We start from the raw sequence: 22,978 nt of genomic DNA on the forward strand, positions 1-22,978 counted from the left end.
AATCAATTGTTATTTTAAATCAAATCTATCAGCATTCATCACTTTTGTCCAAGCTGCAACAAAGTCTTTTACAAATTTTTCTTTGCTATCATCTTGGGCATAAACTTCTGCATAAGCTCGTAAAATAGAATTTGAGCCAAAGACCAAATCTACTCTAGTAGCTGTCCATTTTTTAACTCCTGTTTTACGGTCGCAGATTTCGTACATACCGTCTTTAGCATTCCAACTATTAGACATGTCTGTTAAATTCACAAAGAAATCATTGGTTAATGCACCTTCATTATCAGTAAATACACCATGTTTTGTTCCTCCATAATTGGTTCCCATCACACGCATTCCTCCGATTAAGACTGTCATCTCAGGAGCTGTTAAACCCATTAGTTGAGATCTATCTAGCAATAATTCTTCTGGGCTAACCACATAATCCTTTTTTAACCAATTTCTAAATCCATCTGCCAATGGCTCTAATGGCGCAAAAGATTCTGGATCTGTCATTTCGCTAGAAGCGTCTCCTCGTCCTGGTGAAAATGGTACAGATACATTCATTCCTGCATTTTTAATCGCTTTTTCAACACCTACATTTCCAGCTAAAACAATTGTGTCGGCAATGCTAATACCAAACTCAGATGCTATAGGCTCTAAAACGGATAATACATTACTTAAACGTTCAGGTTCGTTTCCTTGCCAATCTTTTTGAGGCGCTAAACGGATACGCGCACCATTGGCACCGCCTCTAAAGTCAGATCCTCTAAAAGTTCTTGCACTATCCCAAGCAGTAGAAACCATATCTGCTATTGAAAGTCCTGAATCAGCAATTTTTGATTTAACTGCATCAACATTATAATCTTTATTACCCTTAGGAACAGGATCTTGCCAAATTAAATCTTCTTGAGGCACATCAGGACCATACCAACGGTCTTTTGGTCCCATATCTCTGTGTGTTAATTTAAACCAAGCACGTGCAAATGCATCGGAGAAATAATCAAAATCATTCATAAATTTTAATGAAATCTCACGATAAATAGGATCCATTTTCATGGCCATATCAGCATCGGTCATCATAGGGTTATGCTTAGTTGTCATATCTTCAACATCAACTGGCATATCTTCTTCCTTAATACTTACTGGCTCCCATTGATTGGCGCCTGCAGGACTTTTTCTAGATTCCCATTCATGGTTAAATAGCATTTCAAAAAAACCATTATCCCATTTAGTAGGATGTGTGGTCCAAGCTCCTTCTAAACCACTGGTAACGGTATAGCGTCCTTTACCTGATTTTGTTGGGTTGTGCCATCCAAAACCTTGCTCTTCAACTGGTGCTGCTTCTGGATCTGGTCCTAAAATACTGGCATCTCCATTTCCGTGAGTTTTTCCAACAGTATGTCCTCCGGCTGTTAATGCAACCGTTTCTTCATCGTTCATTGCCATTCTCTTAAATGTTTCACGAACTTGGGCTGCTGTTTTTAAAGGATCTTGTTTGCCATTAACACCTTCTGGGTTTACATAAATTAATCCCATCTGCACTGCTGCCAAAGGATTTTCCATTGTTTCAGGATTATCAACATCTCCGTAACGCTCATCACTTGGAGCTAGCCATTCTTTCTCTGCTCCCCAATACGTATCTTTTTCAGGTCCCCAAATATCTTCTCTACCAAAAGCAAAACCATAGGTTTTTAATCCCATACTTTCATAAGCTATAGTACCAGCTAATATGATTAAATCTGCCCAGCTAACTTTGTTACCATATTTTTTCTTGATAGGCCAAAGCAAACGTCTAGCTTTATCTAAACTTACATTATCTGGCCAAGAGTTTAATGGTGCAAAACGTTGGTTTCCGGTACCTCCACCACCTCTTCCATCAGAAATTCTATACGACCCAGCAGCATGCCATGCCATACGAATCATCAAACCACCATAGTGTCCCCAATCTGCTGGCCACCAGTCTTGGCTGTCGGTCATTAAGTTGGTCATGTCTTGTTTTAAAGCCTCGACATCCAATTTTTTTAGTTCTTCTTGGTAATCAAAATCCGCTCCAAGTGGATTGGTTTTTGAATCATGTTGGTGCAATATGTCAAGATTAAGAGCATTTGGCCACCAATCCATTACATTATTTTCTATCTCTGTATTAGCTCCCTGCATAAAAGGGCATTTGTCGGCATTACCTGAGTTGTTACTATCCATTTTTTTGTTTTTATATTAAATTTGACAGCTTAAAGTTAATAAATTATGAATTCAATAATAAGTAGGATTATTTTTTAATATTATTTTAATATAGATTTTGGTTATGATTTAAAAAAACTCAATAATTAAAAATTATTTTCAAGATTTTTAATAGCTTATTATTCAAAAAAATCGTATCTTAATTAAAGTTTTAAAACCTAGAGACATGAGCACAATAGAATATACAAAAGTCTACTCAGGCAACTTTATTTTAGTAACCAGAGTGAAAGACGAATTAGAAGCAAAAGGAATAGTACCTATAGTAAAAGATGAGGGCGAATCTCAACGATTAGCTGGTTATGGCTCTATGAATCAAGGTTTTCAAGAAGTTTTTGTTCATAATGATGAATTAGATAAAGCACTTACTATTGTAGAACAAGTGAAGGCTGAGATGGAGGCTTCTTCTTCTGAATAAATTCAAAATTCAGCATAAAAAAAGGGTTGTAGCACAATTTAAACTACAACCCTTTTTGGTTTATAATACTTAGTTGACTAAACCGTCAACCCATACATTTTCTCTCTCTGCTCCTTAATTTTCTTGTCGCTCATATATTCATCAAATGTCATATAGCGATCTATAACACCATTTGGAGTTAACTCTATAATTCTATTACCAACGGTTTGTGCAAATTCATGATCGTGGGTAGTTAGCATCACTGTACCTTTAAAGTTTTTCAGTGCATTGTTAAATGCCGTAATACTTTCAAGATCTAAGTGGTTTGTTGGTTCGTCTACCATGACAACGTTAGCTCTCATCATCATCATTCGACTAAGCATACAACGCACTTTTTCTCCTCCAGATAATACATCTGAAGTTTTTAAAGCTTCTTCTCCACTAAAAATCATTTTTCCCAGGAAACCTCTAATGTATACTTCTTCGCGTTCTTCTTCGGTAGTTGCCCATTGGCGCAACCAATCTACTAGAGTTAGTTTATTGTCAAAATATTCACTATTATCTAATGGCAAATACGATTGATTTGTTGTAACTCCCCATTCAAATTTACCCGAATCGGCTTGCTCTTTACCGTTAATAATTTGATAAAACGCAGTTGATGCTCTTGAGTCTTTTGAATAAATAACTACTTTATCTCCTTTTGCAAGGTTAATATCTATTCCTTTAAATAGTACATCTCCATCTATACTTGCAGCCAATCCTTCAACATTTAAAATCTGATCTCCTGCTTCGCGTTCACGCTCAAAAATAATAGCAGGATAACGACGACTACTTGGTTTTATATCTGCGATATTAAGCTTGTCTATCATTTTCTTTCTACTTGTTGCCTGTTTAGACTTTGCAACGTTAGCAGAGAAACGACGAATAAATTCTTCTAATTCTTTCTTTTTCTCTTCTGCCTTTTTGTTTTGTTGTGCACGTTGCTTTGCTGCTAACTGAGACGACTCGTACCAAAATGTATAGTTACCAGAGTAATGGTTAATTTTTCCGAAGTCAATATCAGAAATATGCGTACAAACAGCATCTAAAAAGTGACGGTCGTGAGATACGACTATAACACAGTTATCGTAATTGGCCAAGAAATTTTCTAACCAAGAAATGGTTTCGTAATCCAAGTCATTGGTAGGCTCATCCATAATCAGAACATCAGGATTACCAAATAAAGCTTGTGCTAGTAAGACACGTACTTTTTGCTTACCATCTAAATCTCCCATTAAAGAATAATGTAAATCTTCCTTAATACCTAAGTTAGACAACATTGCAGCAGCATCACTATCGGCATTCCAACCATTCATTTCTTCAAACTCTACTTGCAGCTCACCTATTTTCTCAGCATTTTCATCTGTATAATCGGCATACAAAGCATCTATTTGAGATTTCAACTTATATAATGGCTTGTTACCTTTAAGTACAGTTTCTAAGACCGTATCCTCATCATGCTTATTATGGTTCTGCTCTAACACAGACATACGTTTACCTGGCTCAAGGTGTACATGTCCGGACGTTGGATCCATTTTCCCTGCTAAAATCTTTAAAAATGTAGATTTTCCTGCACCATTAGCACCAATAATTCCATAACAATTACCATTGTTAAAAGTGGTGTTGACCTCATCAAAAAGGATACGTTTTCCAAATTGAACCGAAAGATTAGAAACTGATAACATAGCTTATAATTTTATTCTTTTTTACCTCTAAATAATTAAAGGCGATTTTTTGAGAGTGCAAAAGTAGAAAAATTCAGCGATTGAGCGAAATAAATGGTTAGTATAACAAGATTTAACTAGGTATTAACAAGACTTCAGGTTTTCATCACATATTTTTGTTTGCAAATCGTAGTAAAATCCCCATGCTATTTAGATATATTATATTTTCACTAGTACTATTGTCATTAACATTTGGATGTAAAATAAACACCAATAATAATGTTGATTTTGCTTATGTTGGTGGTGAAATTATAAACCCTAAGAATAATAGTGTTGTGCTATACAACACTAAAGGAAAGGTTGTAGATTCTCTAACTCTAGATAGCAACAACAGGTTTATTTATAAAGTTGAAGACCTGCATCCTGGTCTATACTCCTTTACTCATGGTGGAGAATATCAATTGATTCTTTTAGAGCCAAATGATAGTGTAATGTTTAGACTAAATACTTACGATTTTGATGAGTCTTTAGTGTTTACAGGTGAAGGTGCTAGAAAAAACAATTACCTTATTGAAACATACTTGGCAAATGAACAACAAGCCAACAAGCTAGTGTATTATGCCAAAATGGAACCTGAAGAATTCAATGCTTTTGTTGAAGAAAGACGCAATAAAGAGTTGACTAAGTTTCAAAATTTCTTATTAGACAAAGAAGAATCCGAATTATTCAAGTCCATTATTGAAACCAATATCAACTACAATTCATATGCAGACAAGGAAATATATCCTTTTGCTTATTTTGGAAACAACAAACTTATACACATAAAAGACCTTCCTGAGAATTTTTATGCATACCGAAAATCTGTAGACTATAATGCTACTCCGTTAAGTCATTTATATGCTTACAATCGTTTTTTATTTTCTTACATTGATAACCTAGCGGCTCAGAAGTATTATCAGCACCATGATTTTCACAGTGCATTTGATAGACACTCTATAGATTACAATAAATCTAAGTTAGATTTAATTGATAGCATCATTTCTGATGAAACTATAAAAAACAATCTACTAAAATACAAAACCAGAGATTACGTAAGTTATAACCACACAGAATCTGAAGCTGATGAAATGCTAAACTATTACTTAGCCAAAAGCACAAACGAAGAAGACAAAACATACATAAAAGAGTTGGTATCCTCTCTAAAACTACTTAGACAAGGTAATCCTATACCAAATCTGGAAATTGTAAACTATGATAATACCGAGCATAATTTAAATTCAATTATAGACAAGCCAACGATTATCTACTTTTGGTCATCTAATTCTAAAATGCAGTACAGAAACAGCCATTATAAGGTTAAAAGTTTAAAATATGCATTCCCACAGGTAGAATTTGTCTCCATTAATCTTAATTCTGATGATGACAAATCATGGAAAAGTATCATTAACAATTATGACTTTCCAACCGAGAACGAGTACAAATTTAAATATCCTGCAAAAGCAAGAAAAGTGCTTGCTGTAAATTACCTCAATAAAGCTATCATAGTTAACGAAAACGGAATGATATTACATCCTAACGTCAATATCTTTAAATCTGACTTTACAGAAATGCTTGGTAGTACGCTACAAAAAAGACACCTCATTGCTAAACAATAAGGTGCCTTAAATATTTCTTGTTTAAAGTTGACTTCTTAGTTTCCTTTCTTGTAATCTGCTAAGAATTTTTCTAAACCTATATCGGTTAAAGGATGTTTTAATAATCCTGTAATAGAACTTAAAGGTCCTGTCATAACATCGGCTCCTAATTTTGCACAATCTATAACATGCATCGTATGACGTACAGACGCTGCTAATATTTCTGTTTCAAAAGCATAGTTATCAAAAATATGACGGATTTCTGCAATAAGGTTTAAACCATCTGTAGAAATATCATCTAAACGACCAATAAACGGTGAAACATATGTAGCACCAGCTTTTGCTGCTAATAATGCCTGACCTGGTGAGAATACTAAAGTAACGTTGGTTTTAATTCCTCTATCTGAAAAATATTTACAAGCTTTTACTCCATCCTTAATCATAGGAAGCTTAATAACAATCTGGTCGTGTAACTCAGCCAAAGCCTCTCCTTCTCTTACCATACCTTCAAAATCTGTAGAAATAACTTCTGCAGATACATCGCCATCTACTATATTACAGATATCTACATAATGCTTCATAATATTATCTACACCAGTAATACCTTCTTTTGCCATTAGTGACGGGTTTGTTGTAACACCATCTAAAATACCCATATCTTGAGCTTCTTTAATCTGGTCTAAATTGGCTGTGTCAATAAAAAATTTCATCTAAAATAAATTTGATTTGTTGTGTTTTTAGTTGCCGCGAATTTACAACTATTCCATAGGATGGTTTAAAAGAAATATCAAAATATATTAACAATAACTAGTATATAGTAATACTAAAATCCTTGGATGTAGATGAAGAACATAAAGAATCCTCATACTCCTCAGATTCTTCATCATAAGACACAGGCGGATCTACATATAAGTATATTGTGAATTCGAAAACGCCTGACTCTTGTGGTGTACCTTCAATAGTAAAGGTTCTGTGGTCTGCATAAAAATCAACACCTTCAGGTAAGTCGCCATAAAACTCATAAAAATAATCGTAAGCTTCATCTACAGGCTCATTCTTTATCTCGGATATAAGATAATCTGAATAAAAATAACCTATACTTCCTATTGCAAAATTTTTATCTGGAATCTCTGGTCTCTTATTAATGATACACTCTAAAATATCATCGCAACTAAACAATAAGAAACAACATGTTAGAGCGAAGATTTTTAATGATTTCATATCAGAAAATTTGCGATACAGACCACAAATAGTATACCAAAAAGCCTTATAACTTATAATGGTTCATTAGCAACTTTTCATAAACCTTATCAGGTAGAATGCGCTTAAGTACAATCGAAAATTTCTGCATAAAGGCACCTACTTTATAATGAATCTTTGGTGATTTAGTTTCTATCACTTTATAAATAGCCTCTGCCATTTCTTTAGGATCACCACCTTCATCAACATGTTCATCCATAGTTTTTAAAGAATGTCCATATTTTTCCTTATACGGTGAATCTTCTAAAACAGGTGCGTGATATCGACCAGCAGCAATATTAGTAGCAAAATCACCAGGAGCAACATTGGTCATTTCAATATTAAAATCTTTGAGCTCCATTCTAAATGCTTCGGTTATAATTTCTAATGCTCCTTTACTAGCACTATAAACGCCTCTAAATGGTAAACCCATATAACCTGCAATTGAGGTTATATTTATAATTAAGCCTGAATTTTGAGCTCTCATCACAGGCAAAGTCGCCTTTATAACATTGATAGGGCCAAAAAAATTAGTTTCAAAATTTCGTTTTATCTCAGCATCTGGAATTTCTTCGATTGGACCGGTAATGCCTGCTCCAGCATTATTTATAAGGACATCTATTCTGCCTTCTTGCTTTAAAACCTCAGCAATACAAGTCGAAATCGTCTCGGGCTTTGTAACGTCTAAAGCCACTATTGGAAACTTACTGTTTGGATAATTTTTAGGATTTCTGCTGGTTCCGTAGACTTTATAACCTTTGTCTTGCAAAAATTCTCCTACCGATTTACCTATTCCTGAAGATCCTCCGGTTATTAAAACAACTTTAGACATAATAATGAAATGTATGTTTTGAAGCTAAAAGTACAAAGTTTAAGAATATGTTATGTTTTGTACTTAAAAGAGCTTTCACTTTAGCGCATAAAAAAAGGCAAGCTACCTACATCACACCGCTACGACCGCGTACCTTTGCTACGTTCCCGTCCTGGAGGATTAAGCAGGAGCTGGTTGTGTAGGACTTGCCCGGCTGCAAAGATACAACCTTTTAATACTTTCGCAATGATTTTTAAACTGAATTTTATTTAATACCTTTCCTGAAAATTCTAAGACATTCATGCAACTATACAAGTATCTCATTATCTTTTGCTTAAGCCTAGTTTTTATTAACTGTGGAGAAAAAAACACTGCAAATCAAACTGGCTTAACTATTGATCTTAATACAAAATCTCTATTATTAGGTGATAAATTAAACCTTACCATCAACAATCCTAAAAAGCTGAACATAACAAATGTTAGTTATCAATTAGATGGTAAAGCAATTACAAAAGATGCAGTGTTAGGGAATCTAACCTTAGGCGAAAAATCTTTAGTTGCTACAATTACATATGATGATAAAACCGAAACGGTTAGCAAAACCATTACTATTTACAACAATAGTATTCCATCTATATATAATTACGAAATTGTAAATACATATCCGCACGATATCACCTCTTACACCCAAGGTTTGGAATTTCATAATGGAGAATTGTACGAAAGTACAGGTCAGTACAACGAATCTAAACTTAGAAAAGTAAACTTTGAAACTGGCGAAGTCTTAAAAAACATTGATTTAGATGATAACTTTTTTGGTGAAGGCTTAACAATTTTAGACGAAAAAATATACCAACTTACATGGAGAGCCAAACGTGGTTTTGTGTACGACATCAATACGTTTGAAAAGCTAAAAACCTTCAATTACGGCACAAGCGAAGAAGGTTGGGGAATTTGTAACGATGGAGAAAAACTTTATAAATCTGATGGAACCGAAAAAATATGGATTCTTAATCCTGATAATCTTTCTGAAGGTAGTCACATTGAAGTCTATACTGAAAAAGGAAAAATCCCAGCTTTGAATGAGCTCGAATGGATTGATGGTAAAATATTTGCCAATATCTATCAAAAAAACGGTGTGGTAATTATTAATCCTAAAACAGGAGGTGTAGAAGGTGTTATTAACTTTAAGCCTCTTAGAAAATTAGTAACACAGCACAACGAGCTTGATGTTTTAAACGGTATTGCCTATCATCCTGAGCGCAAAACCATTTTTGTTACTGGTAAAAACTGGGACAAACTTTTTGAAGTAAAAATTAAAAAGCAATAAGCAAGCTTTGCAAACTTTTGAAAAAACCATTGTAGTCTCTAAAGATGATTTAGACCAACTCAACCACGTTAACAATGTGCGTTACGTACAGTGGGTACAAGATATTGCAGAAGCCCATTGGCTAAAAAATGCACCAAAAACCATTTTAGACAACTACTTTTGGGTCATATTGAATCACAACATACAATATAAAGGTGAAGCCTTATTAGGAGACGAATTAACTGTAAAAACCTTTGTTTCAAAATCAGAGGGCCTCACTTCTATTCGTCATGTAGAAATTACTAATAACGCTAATGATAAGCTCATAGTTACATCTGAAACAAAGTGGTGTTTTATGAATACGGCAACCAAAAAGCCTGCAAGAATACCAGCAGAAGTAGCTAAACTATTTGATTAACATTTCTTTAGGTTAAAGTTTTTTTAATCTTAACTTCGGTTTAACTGATAAAGTGTTTCTTTAAAGCACTAATCAATCAATAATGCGCTTTTCACTAATCTTTTTGTTCTTCTTGTCTTTCAATTTCAACCTACCTGCACAAACCTTGTCTGGTAAAGTTTACGATACTGAAACGGTTGTAAAGGATATGAAAGTCATTAACAAAACACAAAACATCCTAACTATAACAAATAAAGACGGAGATTTTAGTATAGAAGCCAAAGTCAATGACACCATCTCGTTTCAATCCATTTTCTATCATCCTTTAGAAGTTGTACTAAAACAATCTCATTTTGATGATATTAATGTTTTTGAAGTTGAAGAAATTGTAAGCGAACTTGATGAAGTAGAAATACAGTCAGAACCTGAGCAACCCATTTTTGAAGAGGAAACTTACAATCAAAACCTTCACAATCTTATCAAGGAAGATATAAAACGTAATCCAGGCTTATACCAATCACCAAACGCGCAATATGGTGTAGACTTTATTTATTTAATTGGTCAAGTGGTCAAACTTTTTAAGCGGAAAAAATCCAAAGAAAAGAAGCCTATTTATAAACCTATTACTTACCAACAAATGGATTCTTTGTTTTCAACAAGTTCATTTTTCAACAAACGCTTAGTTACCGAAAACCTCAAAATACCAGAGGATAAAGCCAAACTCTTTTATGATTTTTGTTCTGCAAAAGGTATTAGTTCAGAACTTTTAAAAGAGGAAAATAAAATGATGCTTATAGAAGAGTTAGTAGGTAACAGCCAATTATTCCTTATTCTTCTTGAAGAATATGGAGAAGAAAAAGTATCAAAAGACTAAATTATAACAGAGAATTCCTATAATTCATAATAAATCATAACTTCAAAAGTTATATTTTTAAGCCAAATTATATTTATCTCTTATGAAGCGATTGCTATCCTTCCTTATTTGTTTTATTGTTCTATTATTCTGGAGTTCTTGCCGCAAAGATTTCGAATTCTCTCCAAGCACAGGAAATCTGGAGTTTGCAAAAGATACTGTTTACCTAGATACTGTTTTTACAAACATTGGGTCTAGTACTTATAACTTAAAAGTATATAACCGAAGTGACGATGATATCGTAATACCAACCATTCAATTAGAAAATGGAGTGAATTCATTTTATAGAATGAATGTAGATGGCACCACAGGTTTAGAAGGAGATCAAGAAGGAAAGTTCTTTGAAAATGTGGAGCTTTTGGCAAACGATAGTTTATTTATTTTTATTGAAACAACTATAGATATTTCTACACTTTCAAGCTTAGAAAATCAATTCCTTTACACAGATAAAATACTGTTCGATTCTGGAAGTAATCAACAAGATGTCGACTTAGTAACGTTGGTAAAAGATGCTGTGTTTATCTATGCCAACAGAGATGAAGACACAGGTATTGTAGAAACCTTAACCTTTGATGTCGATGGAGATGGTACACCAGACGAAACCACATTACAAGGACGTTATTTAGAAAATGACGAACTCACTTTTACAAACGAAAAACCTTATGTTATTTATGGTTACGCAGGTGTTGGCGCAGGACAAACTTTAACCATGGAACCTGGTGCTCGCGTACATTTTCATGCCGATTCTGGTATTATTGTTACCGAAGGAGGAACCTTAAATATTAATGGAGAACTCAGCACAGACCAAGAAGTTTTAGAAAATGAAGTTATCCTTGAAGGTGATCGTTTAGAACCACTTTTTGAAGATGTGCCTGGTCAATGGGGAACAATTTGGTTATTTAACGGCAGTGAAAACAATACCGTTAATTACGCTACCATCAAAAATGCAACCATTGGAATTCTATCAGAGTTTGGACAGAATGACACTAACGATAAACTAACCATTACCAATAGCCAAATTTATAATTCTAGCGCTTTTGGTTTGTTAGGCAGAGCCACGTCTATTACGGCTGAAAATGTAGTGATAAACAACTCTGGTCAATCGTCCTTTGCCGGCACTTTGGGTGGAAAATATAATTTTACACACTGTACCATTGCTAATTACTGGAATAGCAGTTTTAGACAGTATCCATCACTTCTACTTAATGATTTTACAGTGGATGAAAACAACACTATTTTCACTAATACTACAGAAGCAGACTTTACCAATTGTATCATTTATGGTAATGACAACCCAGAATTACTTTTAGAAAATGAAGGAACTGATTTTAATTTTAAATTCACCCATTGCCTCATCCGTTTTAATAATGAAAACCTAGAAGGCACAGGAAACTATATCTTTAGTGATACAATGCGCTACGATGGTATAATCTTTAATGTAGATCCAAATTTTGAAGATCCTTTTGAAAACCTAATGCGTATTGGAGAAGACTCTGGTGCTGATAGCTTGGCATTGCCATTAATACCTGCAGGTACCGATATCTTAAACACTAATAGAGATGTCACAAATCCTGATGCTGGCGCTTATGAAAGTGTGGTTTTTGAGGAATAGAATATAATATACTTAATATTATAGTTTATGAAATTTCTTGTTGTCTTATTTGCAGTCGTAATACTTAACTCATCAAATGATTGCTCTTGTGGCTACAATGTTCAACGAGATTTTGCAAGAGCAGAAATCGTTTTTAAAGCTAAGGTTGTAAAAATCCATAAACTCGAAAAGAATAAAAGCTACGGACAAAAAGCTGAGCTGAACATAACAAAGACTTACAAAGGAGCACCTGAGTCTAAAATTTTTGTTGAACTTGGAGGTTGCAGTACACCAAGACTTTCATCAAATACGGAATGGATCTTTTTCACGAACAAAGAAAACAACATCCAAGTACTAGGATCTTGTAATCCTTCTTTTATGTTAGAACCTAAAGATTTCATAAGAAAAAATCCTGAAAGTTTAAAAACTTGGAAAAACCAGCTAGAAAAAAAGCTTAGCTTATTAGATACTTTGTCAAAAAAAAGCCTTTCAAACTAAATTGAAAAGCTTTTTTATGATTATCATTCTGAGCTTGCTTGTGTAGAATATTAACTTCTTAAGCATTAAACAAAGGTCTACCTCCCATAAGTTCATTTACTTTTTCAGCAACACCTTCTAACACAGTTTCATTTTCGTAATTGTTGATGACTTCATCAATTAAATCCACTACATAAGCCATATCATTTTCTTTTAAACCTCTGGTCGTAATCGCTGGCGTACCAACTCTAATACCTGAAGTTACAAAAGGAGATTCTGTGTCAAATGGCACCATATTTTTGTTAACCGTAATATCTGCTTTTACTAAAGCGTTTTCAGCATCCTTACCTGTAATATTTTTATTTCTAAGATCTATAAGCATCATGTGGTTATCAGTACCTCCAGAAATTAAGTTATAATCTTTAGCTACAAAAGCTTGAGCCATAGCATCAGCATTCTTTTTAACCTGTAGCATATAATGTAAAAACTCGTCTGTAAGCGCTTCACCAAAAGCAATCGCCTTAGCAGCAATAATATGCTCTAATGGTCCACCTTGGTTACCTGGGAACACACCAGAATCTAATAACCCAGACATTTTACGAAGCTTACCATTCTTTAAAGTAATACCAAATGGATTATCAATATTTTCTCCCATCATTATCATACCTCCTCTAGGACCACGTAACGTTTTGTGAGTTGTCGTCGTTACCACATGGCAATAAGGCATTGGGTCGTTAAGAATACCCTTTGCTATTAAACCTGCAGGATGCGAAATATCTGCTAAAAGTACAGCACCAACACTGTCTGCAACCTCTCTAAACTTTGCAAAATCTATATCTCTAGAATATGCCGAAGCACCTGCTATAATAAGCTTTGGTTGTTCTTTTTGTGCTTGGTCTGCCAACATATCATAATCTATGTAGCCTGTATCTTTCTTTACACCATAAAATGTAGGCCTGTATAATTTTCCTGAAAAATTAACTGGCGAACCATGTGTTAAATGACCTCCATGAGATAAATCGAAACCTAAAATAGTATCACCTGGTTTTAAACACGCATGAAAAACAGCAGTGTTAGCCTGGCTACCAGAATGAGGCTGAACATTAGCATAAGCAGCACCAAACAATGTTTTAGCTCTATCTATAGCAATCTGTTCCACTTCATCTACAACTTCACAACCACCATAATAACGCTTACCAGGATAGCCTTCAGCATATTTGTTTGTTAACACAGAACCTGCTGCTTCCATAACCTGATTGCTTACAAAATTCTCTGAGGCAATAAGTTCTATTCCTTCGGTTTGGCGTTCTTTTTCGGCTTGTATAAGTTCAAAAATTTGTTCGTCGCGTTGCATAATTAGTGTCTTTGTTAAATGAATACAAAAATAAGCATTACATTAGTTTTAGTATTAAAAATTATGTAGGTTTGAATAGAAAATAATGAACATTTAATCAACAAAAAATATTATGCCAATTTCAGCCAACGACCCAAATAGAACATCGTGGTTATACGTTAATAAGTACTCAGACTTTCCTATTCAAAATATTCCTTTTGGTGTGTTTTTAACCCGAGAAGACATCATTACCATAGGGACACGCATAGGTGATACCGCTATAGACCTTGGTGCACTACATCAGTTGGGTTATTTTGATGGTATTCCTTTAACTGACGATATTTTTCTTCAGGATTCATTAAACGATTTTATAGCAGATGGTCGTAAAACATGGCGCGCTGTACGTAATCGTGTTGCTGAAATTTTTGATTCTAACAATGATGAATTAAAAAACAACACCAAGCACAAGGAGATTATTTGTTTCAGATTGGATGAAATTGAAATGCAAATGCCTGTGCATGTTGGTGATTATACAGATTTTTATTCTAGTAAAGAACATGCTACCAATGTAGGTGCTATGTTTAGAGATCCAGATAATGCACTTTTACCAAACTGGCTGCATATTCCGGTTGGCTATCATGGTCGTAGTTCTTCAATTGTAACAACACATATTCCAATTCACAGACCACAAGGGCAAACAATGCCAGAAGGTGCAGACAAACCTGTATTTGGCCCAAGTAAATTGGTAGATTTTGAATTAGAAATGGCATTTATCACCACAGACGCTAACGATCTTGGAGAACCTATTCCTGTTGAGGAAGCTGAAGAATACATCTTCGGATTGGTTGTTTTTAATGATTGGTCTGCCAGAGATATTCAAAAATGGGAATACGTGCCATTAGGACCTTTCCTAGGAAAGAACTTTGCATCGTCTATGTCTCCATGGATTGTAACCCTAGATGCCTTAGAGCCATTTAGAGTAGCAAGTCCTAAGCAAAACCCTAAACCTTTAGAATACTTACAAACAAAGGGGAAACATAGTTTTGATATTCATTTAGAAGCCGGAATTATTCCTAAAGGTGGTAAAGAAACTACAGTTTGTAAAACCAACTTTAAATACATGTACTGGAACATGGCGCAGCAATTAGCGCATCATACGGTTAATGGTTGTCCTGTAAATGCTGGAGATATGATGGGAAGCGGTACAATTTCAGGTCCAACGGAAGATTCTTATGGCTCTATGTTAGAGTTAACCTGGAAAGGTACTAAACCTGTGAAACTAAAAGATGGTACTGAGCGTAAGTTCATCAACGATTATGATACTGTTGTAATGCGAGGCTATTGCGAAAATGATGATGTTCGTATTGGTTTTGGCCAAGTAAAAACACAATTACTCCCTGTTTTTAATCCTAAAAAGAAAAAATAAGATTTAATCACATAACTACTTACATAAAGCGCTATTAATTAGCGCTTTATTTTTTTGGCACGAAGATTGGTTTATACTTTGTATAACCAATAAATACAAGATTATGAAACGATTTTTACTATTTACAGTCCTTGTTTCGGTACTCGTATCTTGTAGTGCCAAAAAACAAATTGAAGAAGCCATCAGCCATGGTAATTATGACCAAGCCATTTCTGAAGCGCTTAGAAAACTAGAAAACAACAAAGACAAAAAGCGTAAGCAAGATTATGTAATCATGCTAAAAGAAGCTTACGATAAAGTCTTAACGGAAGATTTGGCACAAATTGAACATCTAAAAAAAGATGGTAATCCTGAGTTATATAAGACGATCTATGAAAACTATATCGATTTAGAAGCTAGGCAAAATGCTATAAAGCATGTAATGCCGCTTAAAATAGATGGTAAAACTATTAGCTTTAGTTTTAACGATTATAGTAACGAGCTGGTTGAGTACAGATACAAAACCTCAGACTATTTGATGGATAAAGGCTTGGATTTGCTAGATACTGAAGACAAATTCAACGCGCGTGAAGCGTATGCCCTTTTTGATTACGTAGATAGCATTAACCCAAATTTTGAAGATGTTAGAGACTTAATGCAGGAAGCACATCTTAAAGGTATGGACTATGTACAGGTGTCTATTTTAAATGAAACGCATCAAATTATCCCACAACGTTTAGAGGCTGAGCTTTTAGATTTTAACACCTATGGTCTAAACCAATTCTGGACAACGTACCATGCCATTGCAGACAACACTATAGATTATGATTTTGCTATGGAACTGCAATTAAAAAGAATCAACATATCTCCAGAACGTGTTAATGAGAGACAGTTGTTAAGAGAAAAGCAAATTGTTGATGGTTGGGAATACCTTTTGGATGATAATGGTAATGTAGCCAAAGACAGCTTAGGCAATGACATTAAAGTTGATAAAATTGTAAATATTAGAGCTAGGTTCTTTGAAGTATTGCAAACCAAATCATCTCAGGTTATTGCAGATGTGGTTTACAAAGATTTAAAACAGAATCAGGTTATTGATGCCTTTACCATAGATAGTGGATTTACATTTGAAAATGTCTTTGGTCGCTTTAAAGGAGATAGAAGAGCTCTAAACAGAGACGATGTAAACTTATTAAGACAAAGACAAGTAAGTTTTCCAAGTGATGAACAAATGGTCTATGACTCTGGCGAAGATTTAAAACTTAAACTAAAAAATATTATTAGTTCTTATAGATTGAATAGTTAAAAAAAGAAAACCTCTCAGCTTTGAGAGGTTTTCTTTTTCTAGGTTTATCTTTAAATAGTGATTAGAACAAAGTTTTCCTTAATCCATCGCAAAGTTTTGAATATAAGTGTACATACTGTTTCCTTCGTACCCATAACAACCAACATATTCCCAATTTGGATTTAGCATGTTATAACGATGACCTCTGCTACTAATTCCTGCATCTATCAATAATTGAATTACCAAAACTCTTGCATTTTTTCTTCCTCCCACAATGTTTTCGTTTCCGCTTAAATCCGAGCAAAATTTTGATATCCTAGAAAAAGGACTCGATCCATCAGAACCTGTGTGACCTGTAAACCCTCTGCTTTTACAATCTTCACCATGTTTTTTTGCGGCTTCATACACACACGCTTTAGGGTATAGTAATTGTGAAGGGCTCATTTCTTTAAGCTCTTCTATTAGCTCCATACCTGCGTTATATTCGGCCTTGCTCAACCCTACCCATGATTTAGATTTATCTGCCAAATAATCTGCTACGATAGAGGCATAAACTTTTGGATATTGCCTAACAAAATTAATCTCTTTAATCATTTCTTTATCCATAGCGGTAAGCTCAACCTCTTTGTTAGCTGTTTTAAGCTTTGTAAAATCTACATTAGAGCTATCAATAGCCTCGTTAAATTCAAAAACATATTTTTTGGTTTTACATGATTTTCCCCACTTATACGCATGTCCTTTTTCATCGATGTAAAAACCAAAATATTGATCATCTTCGTTCAATACATGCGTGTATGAATCACAAACAAAATACAAGGCTTCTCGTTTAGAAAAACCACTACCACTACCCGATGACGAACCACACATGCTATTATCCCCTTCGTATACAGGATTTAAATTTCCGTAAACACTTTGTTTGCAATTTTTTGCTAATTCGTCATCCCATATCACTTCCTCAATTGGTGATGCGTTTTCTAACAATGAAATAAACTTTGGCTCATACGTTTCAATCTTTGTTTTATACTTTGCTAAAAAAGTTTTGGGATTTGTTCTTGCCGCATTAATAAGATTAAAAATATCATTTGCCTCCCCTTTTACTTGGGCAACACTTATCAATGGGTATATAAACAATATCAGCAGTACTAATCTTATGGTCTTAACTTTCATTCTGACTAAGTATATTTTAGAATTATATTACTTTCTGAATTTACCACTAAAAACAAAATAAAAAATACGCAAGATTACGTATTTTTAAATATCCGCTTAGTATATGAGTAATAACGGATTTTTGCACTAATTCTTCTGTCGGTTTTTGTAAATGCCAGTATACGCAGTATTATTCTTTACTTTCTGAAGTTTTTATCACTTCTAGTATTACATCCAAAGCCTTGTCATTTCCATTAAAATAATCGGTTGATGACATGCTCACTGGAATATGAGGAGCAATCCATTTACGATGGTCCTCTGCTTTTGATGTCTGGTGAAACTGTGTTGAAATAAGTCCCATTAACCCTGAATAAGGTAACTTAAACCATCCGGCTTCCCCTATGTGATTTGGTTTTGAACCACTAGGTTCGCCAACAAGTATGGCATTAGTATATTTTGTAATGTCTGTTAGTAAGTTTTGAGCCGCTGAAAAAGTTTCTCGTCCCATTAACACAAAGACATTTCCGTCTGGGTGCATCAATTCAAAATTGATAACGGTTTTTAGCATTGGTGGCAATATAGAACCATTTCCGCCATGATTATGTCTCAAATCTAAAATTAAATATTGAACCTTGCTTTTGGATATCTGACAACGCAATTCAATATTAAAAGCTTCTAAAGACTGTGTTTCCTTTTGTATAACAACATTAAACTGAACGTACATGCTCTTACTTTCCGTAATTAATGTATACCAATAAGGGTCTTCTGTTTTAGATAAGAACAAAGGTTGTTCTTTGTCTTTCAGTTTTGGTATTCTGGGGAAGTCAGAAAAATTCCAGGGAACAGGATGCATTATTACTTTTTGAGACTTTTCATTGCTATCTTTCAAAGTAAGTGTAACTTCATTGGAGCTCTCTGCAATGCCTATACCTTTTAGCACATCTGGCAGTGCCAAATAATAAGGAGCCAACCAAAGGGTTTGCATATCATTATCTCTGGCATTTACAACATTTGTTTTTTGCAACGCTTCTTCTGCAGTTGTATTTTCAATAAATTCCACTTCATAACCTATCCATTTTTCAAAGCCAGTATCTGCGCTTACAATAAACAAACCGTCACTAAACTGATAAAATTGAACAGGAAGTTTCTTTAAAGCTCCCTTGTTAGGTGATGTTGGTATAATTAAATTGTGACCATTGCCCAGACTTCCTATAATCTTCATGAGCTCTACTACGATTTCCTCATCTGTCAATGAGTTTATTTCAGATTTTAAACTCAATATTTTGTGATCTAAATCAGTTTTAGACATGGAGTGATACAGGTTATAGTGCAGTTCCTGTATACGCTCTTTTAAATAATCTATATCACTAACCCAAGATGCTTCTCTGCTCAAACCTGTTTGACTTTGATAACCATATAATTGTTGAAATTCTTGACGCTCATTAATAGCTTTAAAAGCGGGATCTCCCTTTAAGAATGGCTTTTCATCATAACGATTGGCAAATCCTTTCTGCAACCACAATAACGCATTCTCATTATCTCTTTCTTTAGCATAGGCTTTGGCAATTTTTATCATTATATCATTTGAAGGTGCAGAGCCAGTCGGAATATCCGTTAATATAGTACCACCAGATTCTAGCGCTTTTTTTAATTCAATAATTGCAGTTTTAAATTGCCCTGTCTCATAATAAGCCAACCCTAATAAATAAAATAGATCTGCATCGTTTTTATAGTCTAGTGTTAGACTTTCTAGAATAGGAATAGCCTCTTGCCATTTTTTAGCCTTTACTAAACTTAAAGCCTCATTTCTATGTTTAAAGTATTCAATTGCATTTTCTACTTCAACATTTTTGGTTTGAGAAAGCACATAAGAGATACCCAGAAAAACCAACAGAATAGTAATTGTATTTTTTACAGCTTTCATTTTTAACAATTAGAGTTATTTGTTATTTCTTAAGTAGACGAAGCAAGACTTGAGTTGTTATGCTAAATATTGGTTTAATTAGGTACAGTCTTTTGTGTATTAATCCAACTACATGCTAAGTTCGACTTTTTAAGTCAAAAAAGGAAATACACCATCTTATTTAAACTGTCTAATAGCACATCCTGTGCAATAAATAAAACCTACGCTATTCTGATTTTAGCTTAGTGAATTGCTAGCATTAGTTTTTATTACAAGCGTATTCGATAGCCTGTCATGTAGGCCTGTTTTTGAAAATAAATAATAAAAAATATCTATAGGAATCAACCTAGAAACTGTTCGTATTAAAATTGTTGAAAAAGTAATTGCACCTCCATTAGCATTTACAACTTTGGTTCTGGTTAAAAATTTTCCGAGTGTCCTATGAAAATTATATTCCAATAAAGAATAGTAGCCCATATAGATAACAATACCTAAAAATATGCTGTATGTATAATTGATGATATATGAATTAAATCTAACAAAATAAAGATCAAATACATAAGCAACCGATAAAAATAGAATTAACCAAACCAGAGTGTCAATCATAAAATTCAATAGTCTAATTATTGAATTTACAGAACTACCATAAAAATCAGTTTTACTTTCTATACTATCTATATGGTCATTCATTTTTATACTTTTTACTTTTCTACTAAAAGGCAACACTTAGCCTTCTTCAGCTCTTCAAATATATTTAAAAACCGCTGAAGTTTGAGACAGAGATTTCAAATGCAATAAATGACATGCCTTATTAAACACCGTTTTTTTATTAATTCTTTAAACTATTCAAAAGCGCTTCCCAGTCATACTTTTCTTTATTGACATTATTCCATTTTTCAACATCTGCAATTTTAGGACACGGTTTACAAACAGCTTAAAGAAATCACCGTCATGGAGTTTCTATCTAGTATAATTCTATCCGTTCCGGTTTCTCTTACCGTTATATTCTTAAACTTGTCTAAATCACTTGTTGTTACACGACATGCAGGAAAACATTCCTTTCTCACATTCGCTTTAATTAAAAAGGCCAGTATACTAAAATTATTAACCTGCATGATGGACCTGAATCGTTTTTCAAGTACTTCATATTCATAATAAAAACCTGGTATATTATTTTTTTTATCATAAACTATACGAACTTCGCGCGAGGCATATTCAAATGTCAGGTCTGTCACATAAAAGGTTTGACGATACCATCCGTTAGTCTTACCGTTTTGGACAGAATAGCTAACATCAAAAGAATAGTCTAACAAATGATCCTTAACCCTTTTTTCCAAGGATTTTGTTTCATTAAATAGCGTATTTACACAATCTTCACTTATTTCACTTGGGTTTTTAAACTTTAAACCACTTTTACTCAAATTAGATTTTAGTTTTAAAGAGTTCATGATTTCATAGCCAGATTGAAACAACTCTTTAGATTTACACGCATAAGTAACTTCAAGTATTTTTTCGTCTAAATAGGTGAAAAACTTCAAAAAGTGAACGTTCTCAAGACTTCCTTTGATATAGCCTATTTCGTTACCATTGATTACAGATAAACCATCTTCAATATCCTTAAACGTATCTTTATAGGCTTTAACATAATCCGATCTATATGAATCTATAGAGCGTTGAGTTTTTTTGTTCCATACACTAATAGTCAGATTATTTAAGCCTGTATCATCTTTATATTCTAGGTAAACTTCATAATTACTGTTTTGCTCTACTACTTCAGAATTCAATTCAAAACTGGTTGGAACCTTGAGCTCAATCTTGTCATCAATAAGAGATTTTATTTCCAAATCTGTAATTGTGGTAAATGATGTAAAAATTAGCATTAGAAAAATGATGAAGGTGACTCTAAAGTACTTACTCATGTATTTTAATTTTAATTAAATGTTTGCAACGCTAATATACAGTTCCATTTCAACAAACCATAACCATTGATAGGCTAGGCATGGTTTTTAGCTTAGTTCATACTATCCCTTTTTTATTTTCTTCATTCCGAATAAGAACCTCATAACATTATTGGGTCTAATAAATAAATGATATAAAAGTACACAGACAGAGAAACAAACTAAGAGTAAAAAAACATATTTAAAAGCAGTGTTATCTGGTGTTTGAACAACGTAATACGCAATTATAACAATTATTGTTTGATGAAGTATATAGAACGGATAAACAGCCTGATTACAATAGGCTAATAAAGTACTTTTCTTATTTAAGTATTTTTTGCCGTATCCTAAACTCGTAAACACCCAAGCCCAAGCATTTATATTTTTAATGGCAATGAAAATATATGTTTGAGGTTTTGTTATCCAGTTATCCCACAAATCAAATGGAGACCAACCATTCCACCTTAGCACATTAATAAAGATGATTAATATAAAAGCAATTCTAAAGTAAACCAGTCTTTTACGCTCAATTTGCTCAAGAATAATCGGAAATTTATACATTAACACTCCAATAAAAACAAAGAATATAAAAAATGAATGTCTTGCCCAATCATTAATTAAGTCGTTTGTAGTTTGAAATCGAGTTGCCAAAAAAGTATAAGGGATTATAGCCAAAATTATAATGGGAACTATTGAATAATCTTTATTAAAAAAAACTTCAAGTCTATGTTTTACACTCTTTTTATCAAGATAAGAGGCTAATGGTATCGATATAATATTGTAACAGAATAAATATGGAATAAACCAAAGATGTAGCCAATGAAAATTACCCTTTGGATACCACTCGAACTTTAAAAATGTTCTATAAAATTCTAGATAGTTAAAATCCACTCCTTGCAATTTTCTTTCGAAATAGATTTGAGGGGCAACCAACAAGAAAGTCCATATAACTGTAGGAATAATTAATCTTTTAAATCGTTGTTGAAAAAACTGCCTTTGATTCATTTTTTTAAGAAGTATGGCAGAAACAAAACCCGAAACAAGAAATAGCAGTGGCATTCTAAAAGAGGACATCCAATAGTTTAGCTCCATTAAGACATTGCTTGATGACACATCTTTAATATGCCAATCGTTTTCAGCAACAAAAACCATGTTTACGTGAAACACAAACATCATCAAAATAGCGATGACTCTCAAAAAGTCAATGTAGTAGTATCTGTTTTTTTCCATATACAAGATTAATAGTTAAGGCAAGCCACCGTTTTAAGCTTGGAGATTTTA

General features: G+C 33.6%; 20 protein-coding genes and 1 other RNA gene. 9 read left to right on the forward strand and 12 right to left on the reverse strand.

Annotated features, from left to right (window positions below; genetic code table 11):
• Positions 1 to 9 precede the first annotated feature (9 nt).
• Positions 10 to 2,181, reverse strand: a complete 2,172-nt coding sequence (katG, locus tag MST30_RS15290; RefSeq protein WP_243472280.1) for a catalase/peroxidase HPI — start codon at positions 2,179 to 2,181, stop codon at positions 10 to 12.
• A 205-nt stretch (positions 2,182 to 2,386) separates the two neighbouring features.
• Here katG and MST30_RS15295 point away from each other — a divergent pair, with 205 nt between their 5' ends.
• On the forward strand, positions 2,387 to 2,635 hold the full coding sequence (locus MST30_RS15295) for a putative signal transducing protein (protein WP_243472281.1): 249 nt from the start codon (positions 2,387 to 2,389) through the stop codon (positions 2,633 to 2,635).
• Positions 2,636 to 2,712: 77 nt separating this feature from the next.
• Here the strand turns inward: MST30_RS15295 and MST30_RS15300 are convergent, their stop codons facing one another.
• Entirely contained in the window at positions 2,713 to 4,338 is a 1,626-nt protein-coding gene (locus MST30_RS15300; protein ID WP_243472282.1) for an ABC-F family ATP-binding cassette domain-containing protein, read from the reverse strand.
• Positions 4,339 to 4,556: 218 nt separating this feature from the next.
• Here MST30_RS15300 and MST30_RS15305 point away from each other — a divergent pair, with 218 nt between their 5' ends.
• Complete coding sequence (locus MST30_RS15305) at positions 4,557 to 5,972, forward strand: TlpA family protein disulfide reductase (protein ID WP_243472283.1); 1,416 nt, start codon at positions 4,557 to 4,559, stop codon at positions 5,970 to 5,972.
• Positions 5,973 to 6,007: 35 nt separating this feature from the next.
• On the opposite strand, the gene fsa is transcribed toward MST30_RS15305, so the two are convergent.
• The 4 genes from fsa to ffs all read right to left on the reverse strand — a co-directional run bounded on the left by fsa (position 6,008) and on the right by ffs (position 8,213).
• The gene (gene fsa, locus MST30_RS15310; RefSeq protein ID WP_243472284.1) at positions 6,008 to 6,661 is read right to left on the reverse strand and encodes a fructose-6-phosphate aldolase; all 654 of its coding nucleotides are present in this window, start codon (positions 6,659 to 6,661) and stop codon (positions 6,008 to 6,010) included.
• A 97-nt stretch (positions 6,662 to 6,758) separates the two neighbouring features.
• On the reverse strand, positions 6,759 to 7,172 hold the full coding sequence (locus tag MST30_RS15315) for a hypothetical protein (protein WP_243472285.1): 414 nt from the start codon (positions 7,170 to 7,172) through the stop codon (positions 6,759 to 6,761).
• Between the two features lie 46 nt (positions 7,173 to 7,218).
• A complete protein-coding gene (locus MST30_RS15320; RefSeq protein WP_243472286.1) occupies positions 7,219 to 8,022 on the reverse strand; it encodes an SDR family oxidoreductase in 804 nt (267 codons plus the stop codon).
• Between the two features lie 92 nt (positions 8,023 to 8,114).
• Positions 8,115 to 8,213: signal recognition particle sRNA small type (gene ffs, locus MST30_RS15325), an RNA gene on the reverse strand.
• 89 nt (positions 8,214 to 8,302) lie between these two features.
• Here ffs and MST30_RS15330 point away from each other — a divergent pair.
• The 5 genes from MST30_RS15330 (at position 8,303) to MST30_RS15350 (ending at position 12,709) form a co-directional block, all read left to right on the forward strand.
• Complete coding sequence (locus MST30_RS15330; RefSeq protein WP_243472287.1) at positions 8,303 to 9,331, forward strand: glutaminyl-peptide cyclotransferase; 1,029 nt, start codon at positions 8,303 to 8,305, stop codon at positions 9,329 to 9,331.
• A gap of 7 nt (positions 9,332 to 9,338) precedes the next feature.
• Positions 9,339 to 9,728: an acyl-CoA thioesterase gene (locus MST30_RS15335; protein ID WP_243472288.1), complete on the forward strand. Its 390-nt coding sequence runs from the start codon at positions 9,339 to 9,341 to the stop codon at positions 9,726 to 9,728.
• A gap of 82 nt (positions 9,729 to 9,810) precedes the next feature.
• The gene (locus tag MST30_RS15340) at positions 9,811 to 10,581 is read left to right on the forward strand and encodes a BamP family beta-assembly machine protein (protein ID WP_243472289.1); all 771 of its coding nucleotides are present in this window, start codon (positions 9,811 to 9,813) and stop codon (positions 10,579 to 10,581) included.
• 82 nt (positions 10,582 to 10,663) lie between these two features.
• On the forward strand, positions 10,664 to 12,232 hold the full coding sequence (locus MST30_RS15345) for a right-handed parallel beta-helix repeat-containing protein (RefSeq protein WP_243472290.1): 1,569 nt from the start codon (positions 10,664 to 10,666) through the stop codon (positions 12,230 to 12,232).
• 27 nt (positions 12,233 to 12,259) lie between these two features.
• A complete protein-coding gene (locus MST30_RS15350; RefSeq protein WP_243472291.1) occupies positions 12,260 to 12,709 on the forward strand; it encodes a netrin-like domain-containing protein in 450 nt (149 codons plus the stop codon).
• 58 nt (positions 12,710 to 12,767) lie between these two features.
• Here the strand turns inward: MST30_RS15350 and glyA are convergent, their stop codons facing one another.
• On the reverse strand, positions 12,768 to 14,042 hold the full coding sequence (gene glyA, locus MST30_RS15355; RefSeq protein ID WP_243472292.1) for a serine hydroxymethyltransferase: 1,275 nt from the start codon (positions 14,040 to 14,042) through the stop codon (positions 12,768 to 12,770).
• 112 nt (positions 14,043 to 14,154) lie between these two features.
• Here glyA and fahA point away from each other — a divergent pair, with 112 nt between their 5' ends.
• Together fahA and MST30_RS15365 are read left to right on the forward strand one after the other, a co-directional pair.
• Positions 14,155 to 15,447: a fumarylacetoacetase gene (gene fahA / locus MST30_RS15360; protein WP_243472293.1), complete on the forward strand. Its 1,293-nt coding sequence runs from the start codon at positions 14,155 to 14,157 to the stop codon at positions 15,445 to 15,447.
• 103 nt (positions 15,448 to 15,550) lie between these two features.
• On the forward strand, positions 15,551 to 16,732 hold the full coding sequence (locus MST30_RS15365; RefSeq protein WP_243472294.1) for a hypothetical protein: 1,182 nt from the start codon (positions 15,551 to 15,553) through the stop codon (positions 16,730 to 16,732).
• Between the two features lie 78 nt (positions 16,733 to 16,810).
• Here the strand turns inward: MST30_RS15365 and MST30_RS15370 are convergent, their stop codons facing one another.
• The 5 genes from MST30_RS15370 to MST30_RS15390 all read right to left on the reverse strand — a co-directional run bounded on the left by MST30_RS15370 (position 16,811) and on the right by MST30_RS15390 (position 22,927).
• Positions 16,811 to 17,878 (reverse strand): CAP domain-containing protein, encoded by a 1,068-nt coding sequence (locus tag MST30_RS15370; protein ID WP_243472295.1) that lies wholly within the window; start codon positions 17,876 to 17,878, stop codon positions 16,811 to 16,813.
• Positions 17,879 to 18,047: 169 nt separating this feature from the next.
• Positions 18,048 to 19,781 (reverse strand): tetratricopeptide repeat protein, encoded by a 1,734-nt coding sequence (locus MST30_RS15375; protein WP_243472296.1) that lies wholly within the window; start codon positions 19,779 to 19,781, stop codon positions 18,048 to 18,050.
• A 216-nt stretch (positions 19,782 to 19,997) separates the two neighbouring features.
• Complete coding sequence (locus MST30_RS15380; protein WP_243472297.1) at positions 19,998 to 20,450, reverse strand: RDD family protein; 453 nt, start codon at positions 20,448 to 20,450, stop codon at positions 19,998 to 20,000.
• A gap of 233 nt (positions 20,451 to 20,683) precedes the next feature.
• Positions 20,684 to 21,679 carry a hypothetical protein gene (locus MST30_RS15385; RefSeq protein ID WP_243472298.1) on the reverse strand — a complete coding sequence of 332 codons (996 nt, stop codon included), beginning with the start codon at positions 21,677 to 21,679 and terminating at the stop codon, positions 20,684 to 20,686.
• 102 nt (positions 21,680 to 21,781) lie between these two features.
• Positions 21,782 to 22,927: an acyltransferase family protein gene (locus MST30_RS15390; RefSeq protein ID WP_243472299.1), complete on the reverse strand. Its 1,146-nt coding sequence runs from the start codon at positions 22,925 to 22,927 to the stop codon at positions 21,782 to 21,784.
• Positions 22,928 to 22,978 lie beyond the last annotated feature (51 nt).

Source organism: Winogradskyella sp. MH6 (genome assembly GCF_022810765.1).
Taxonomy (GTDB): domain Bacteria; phylum Bacteroidota; class Bacteroidia; order Flavobacteriales; family Flavobacteriaceae; genus Winogradskyella.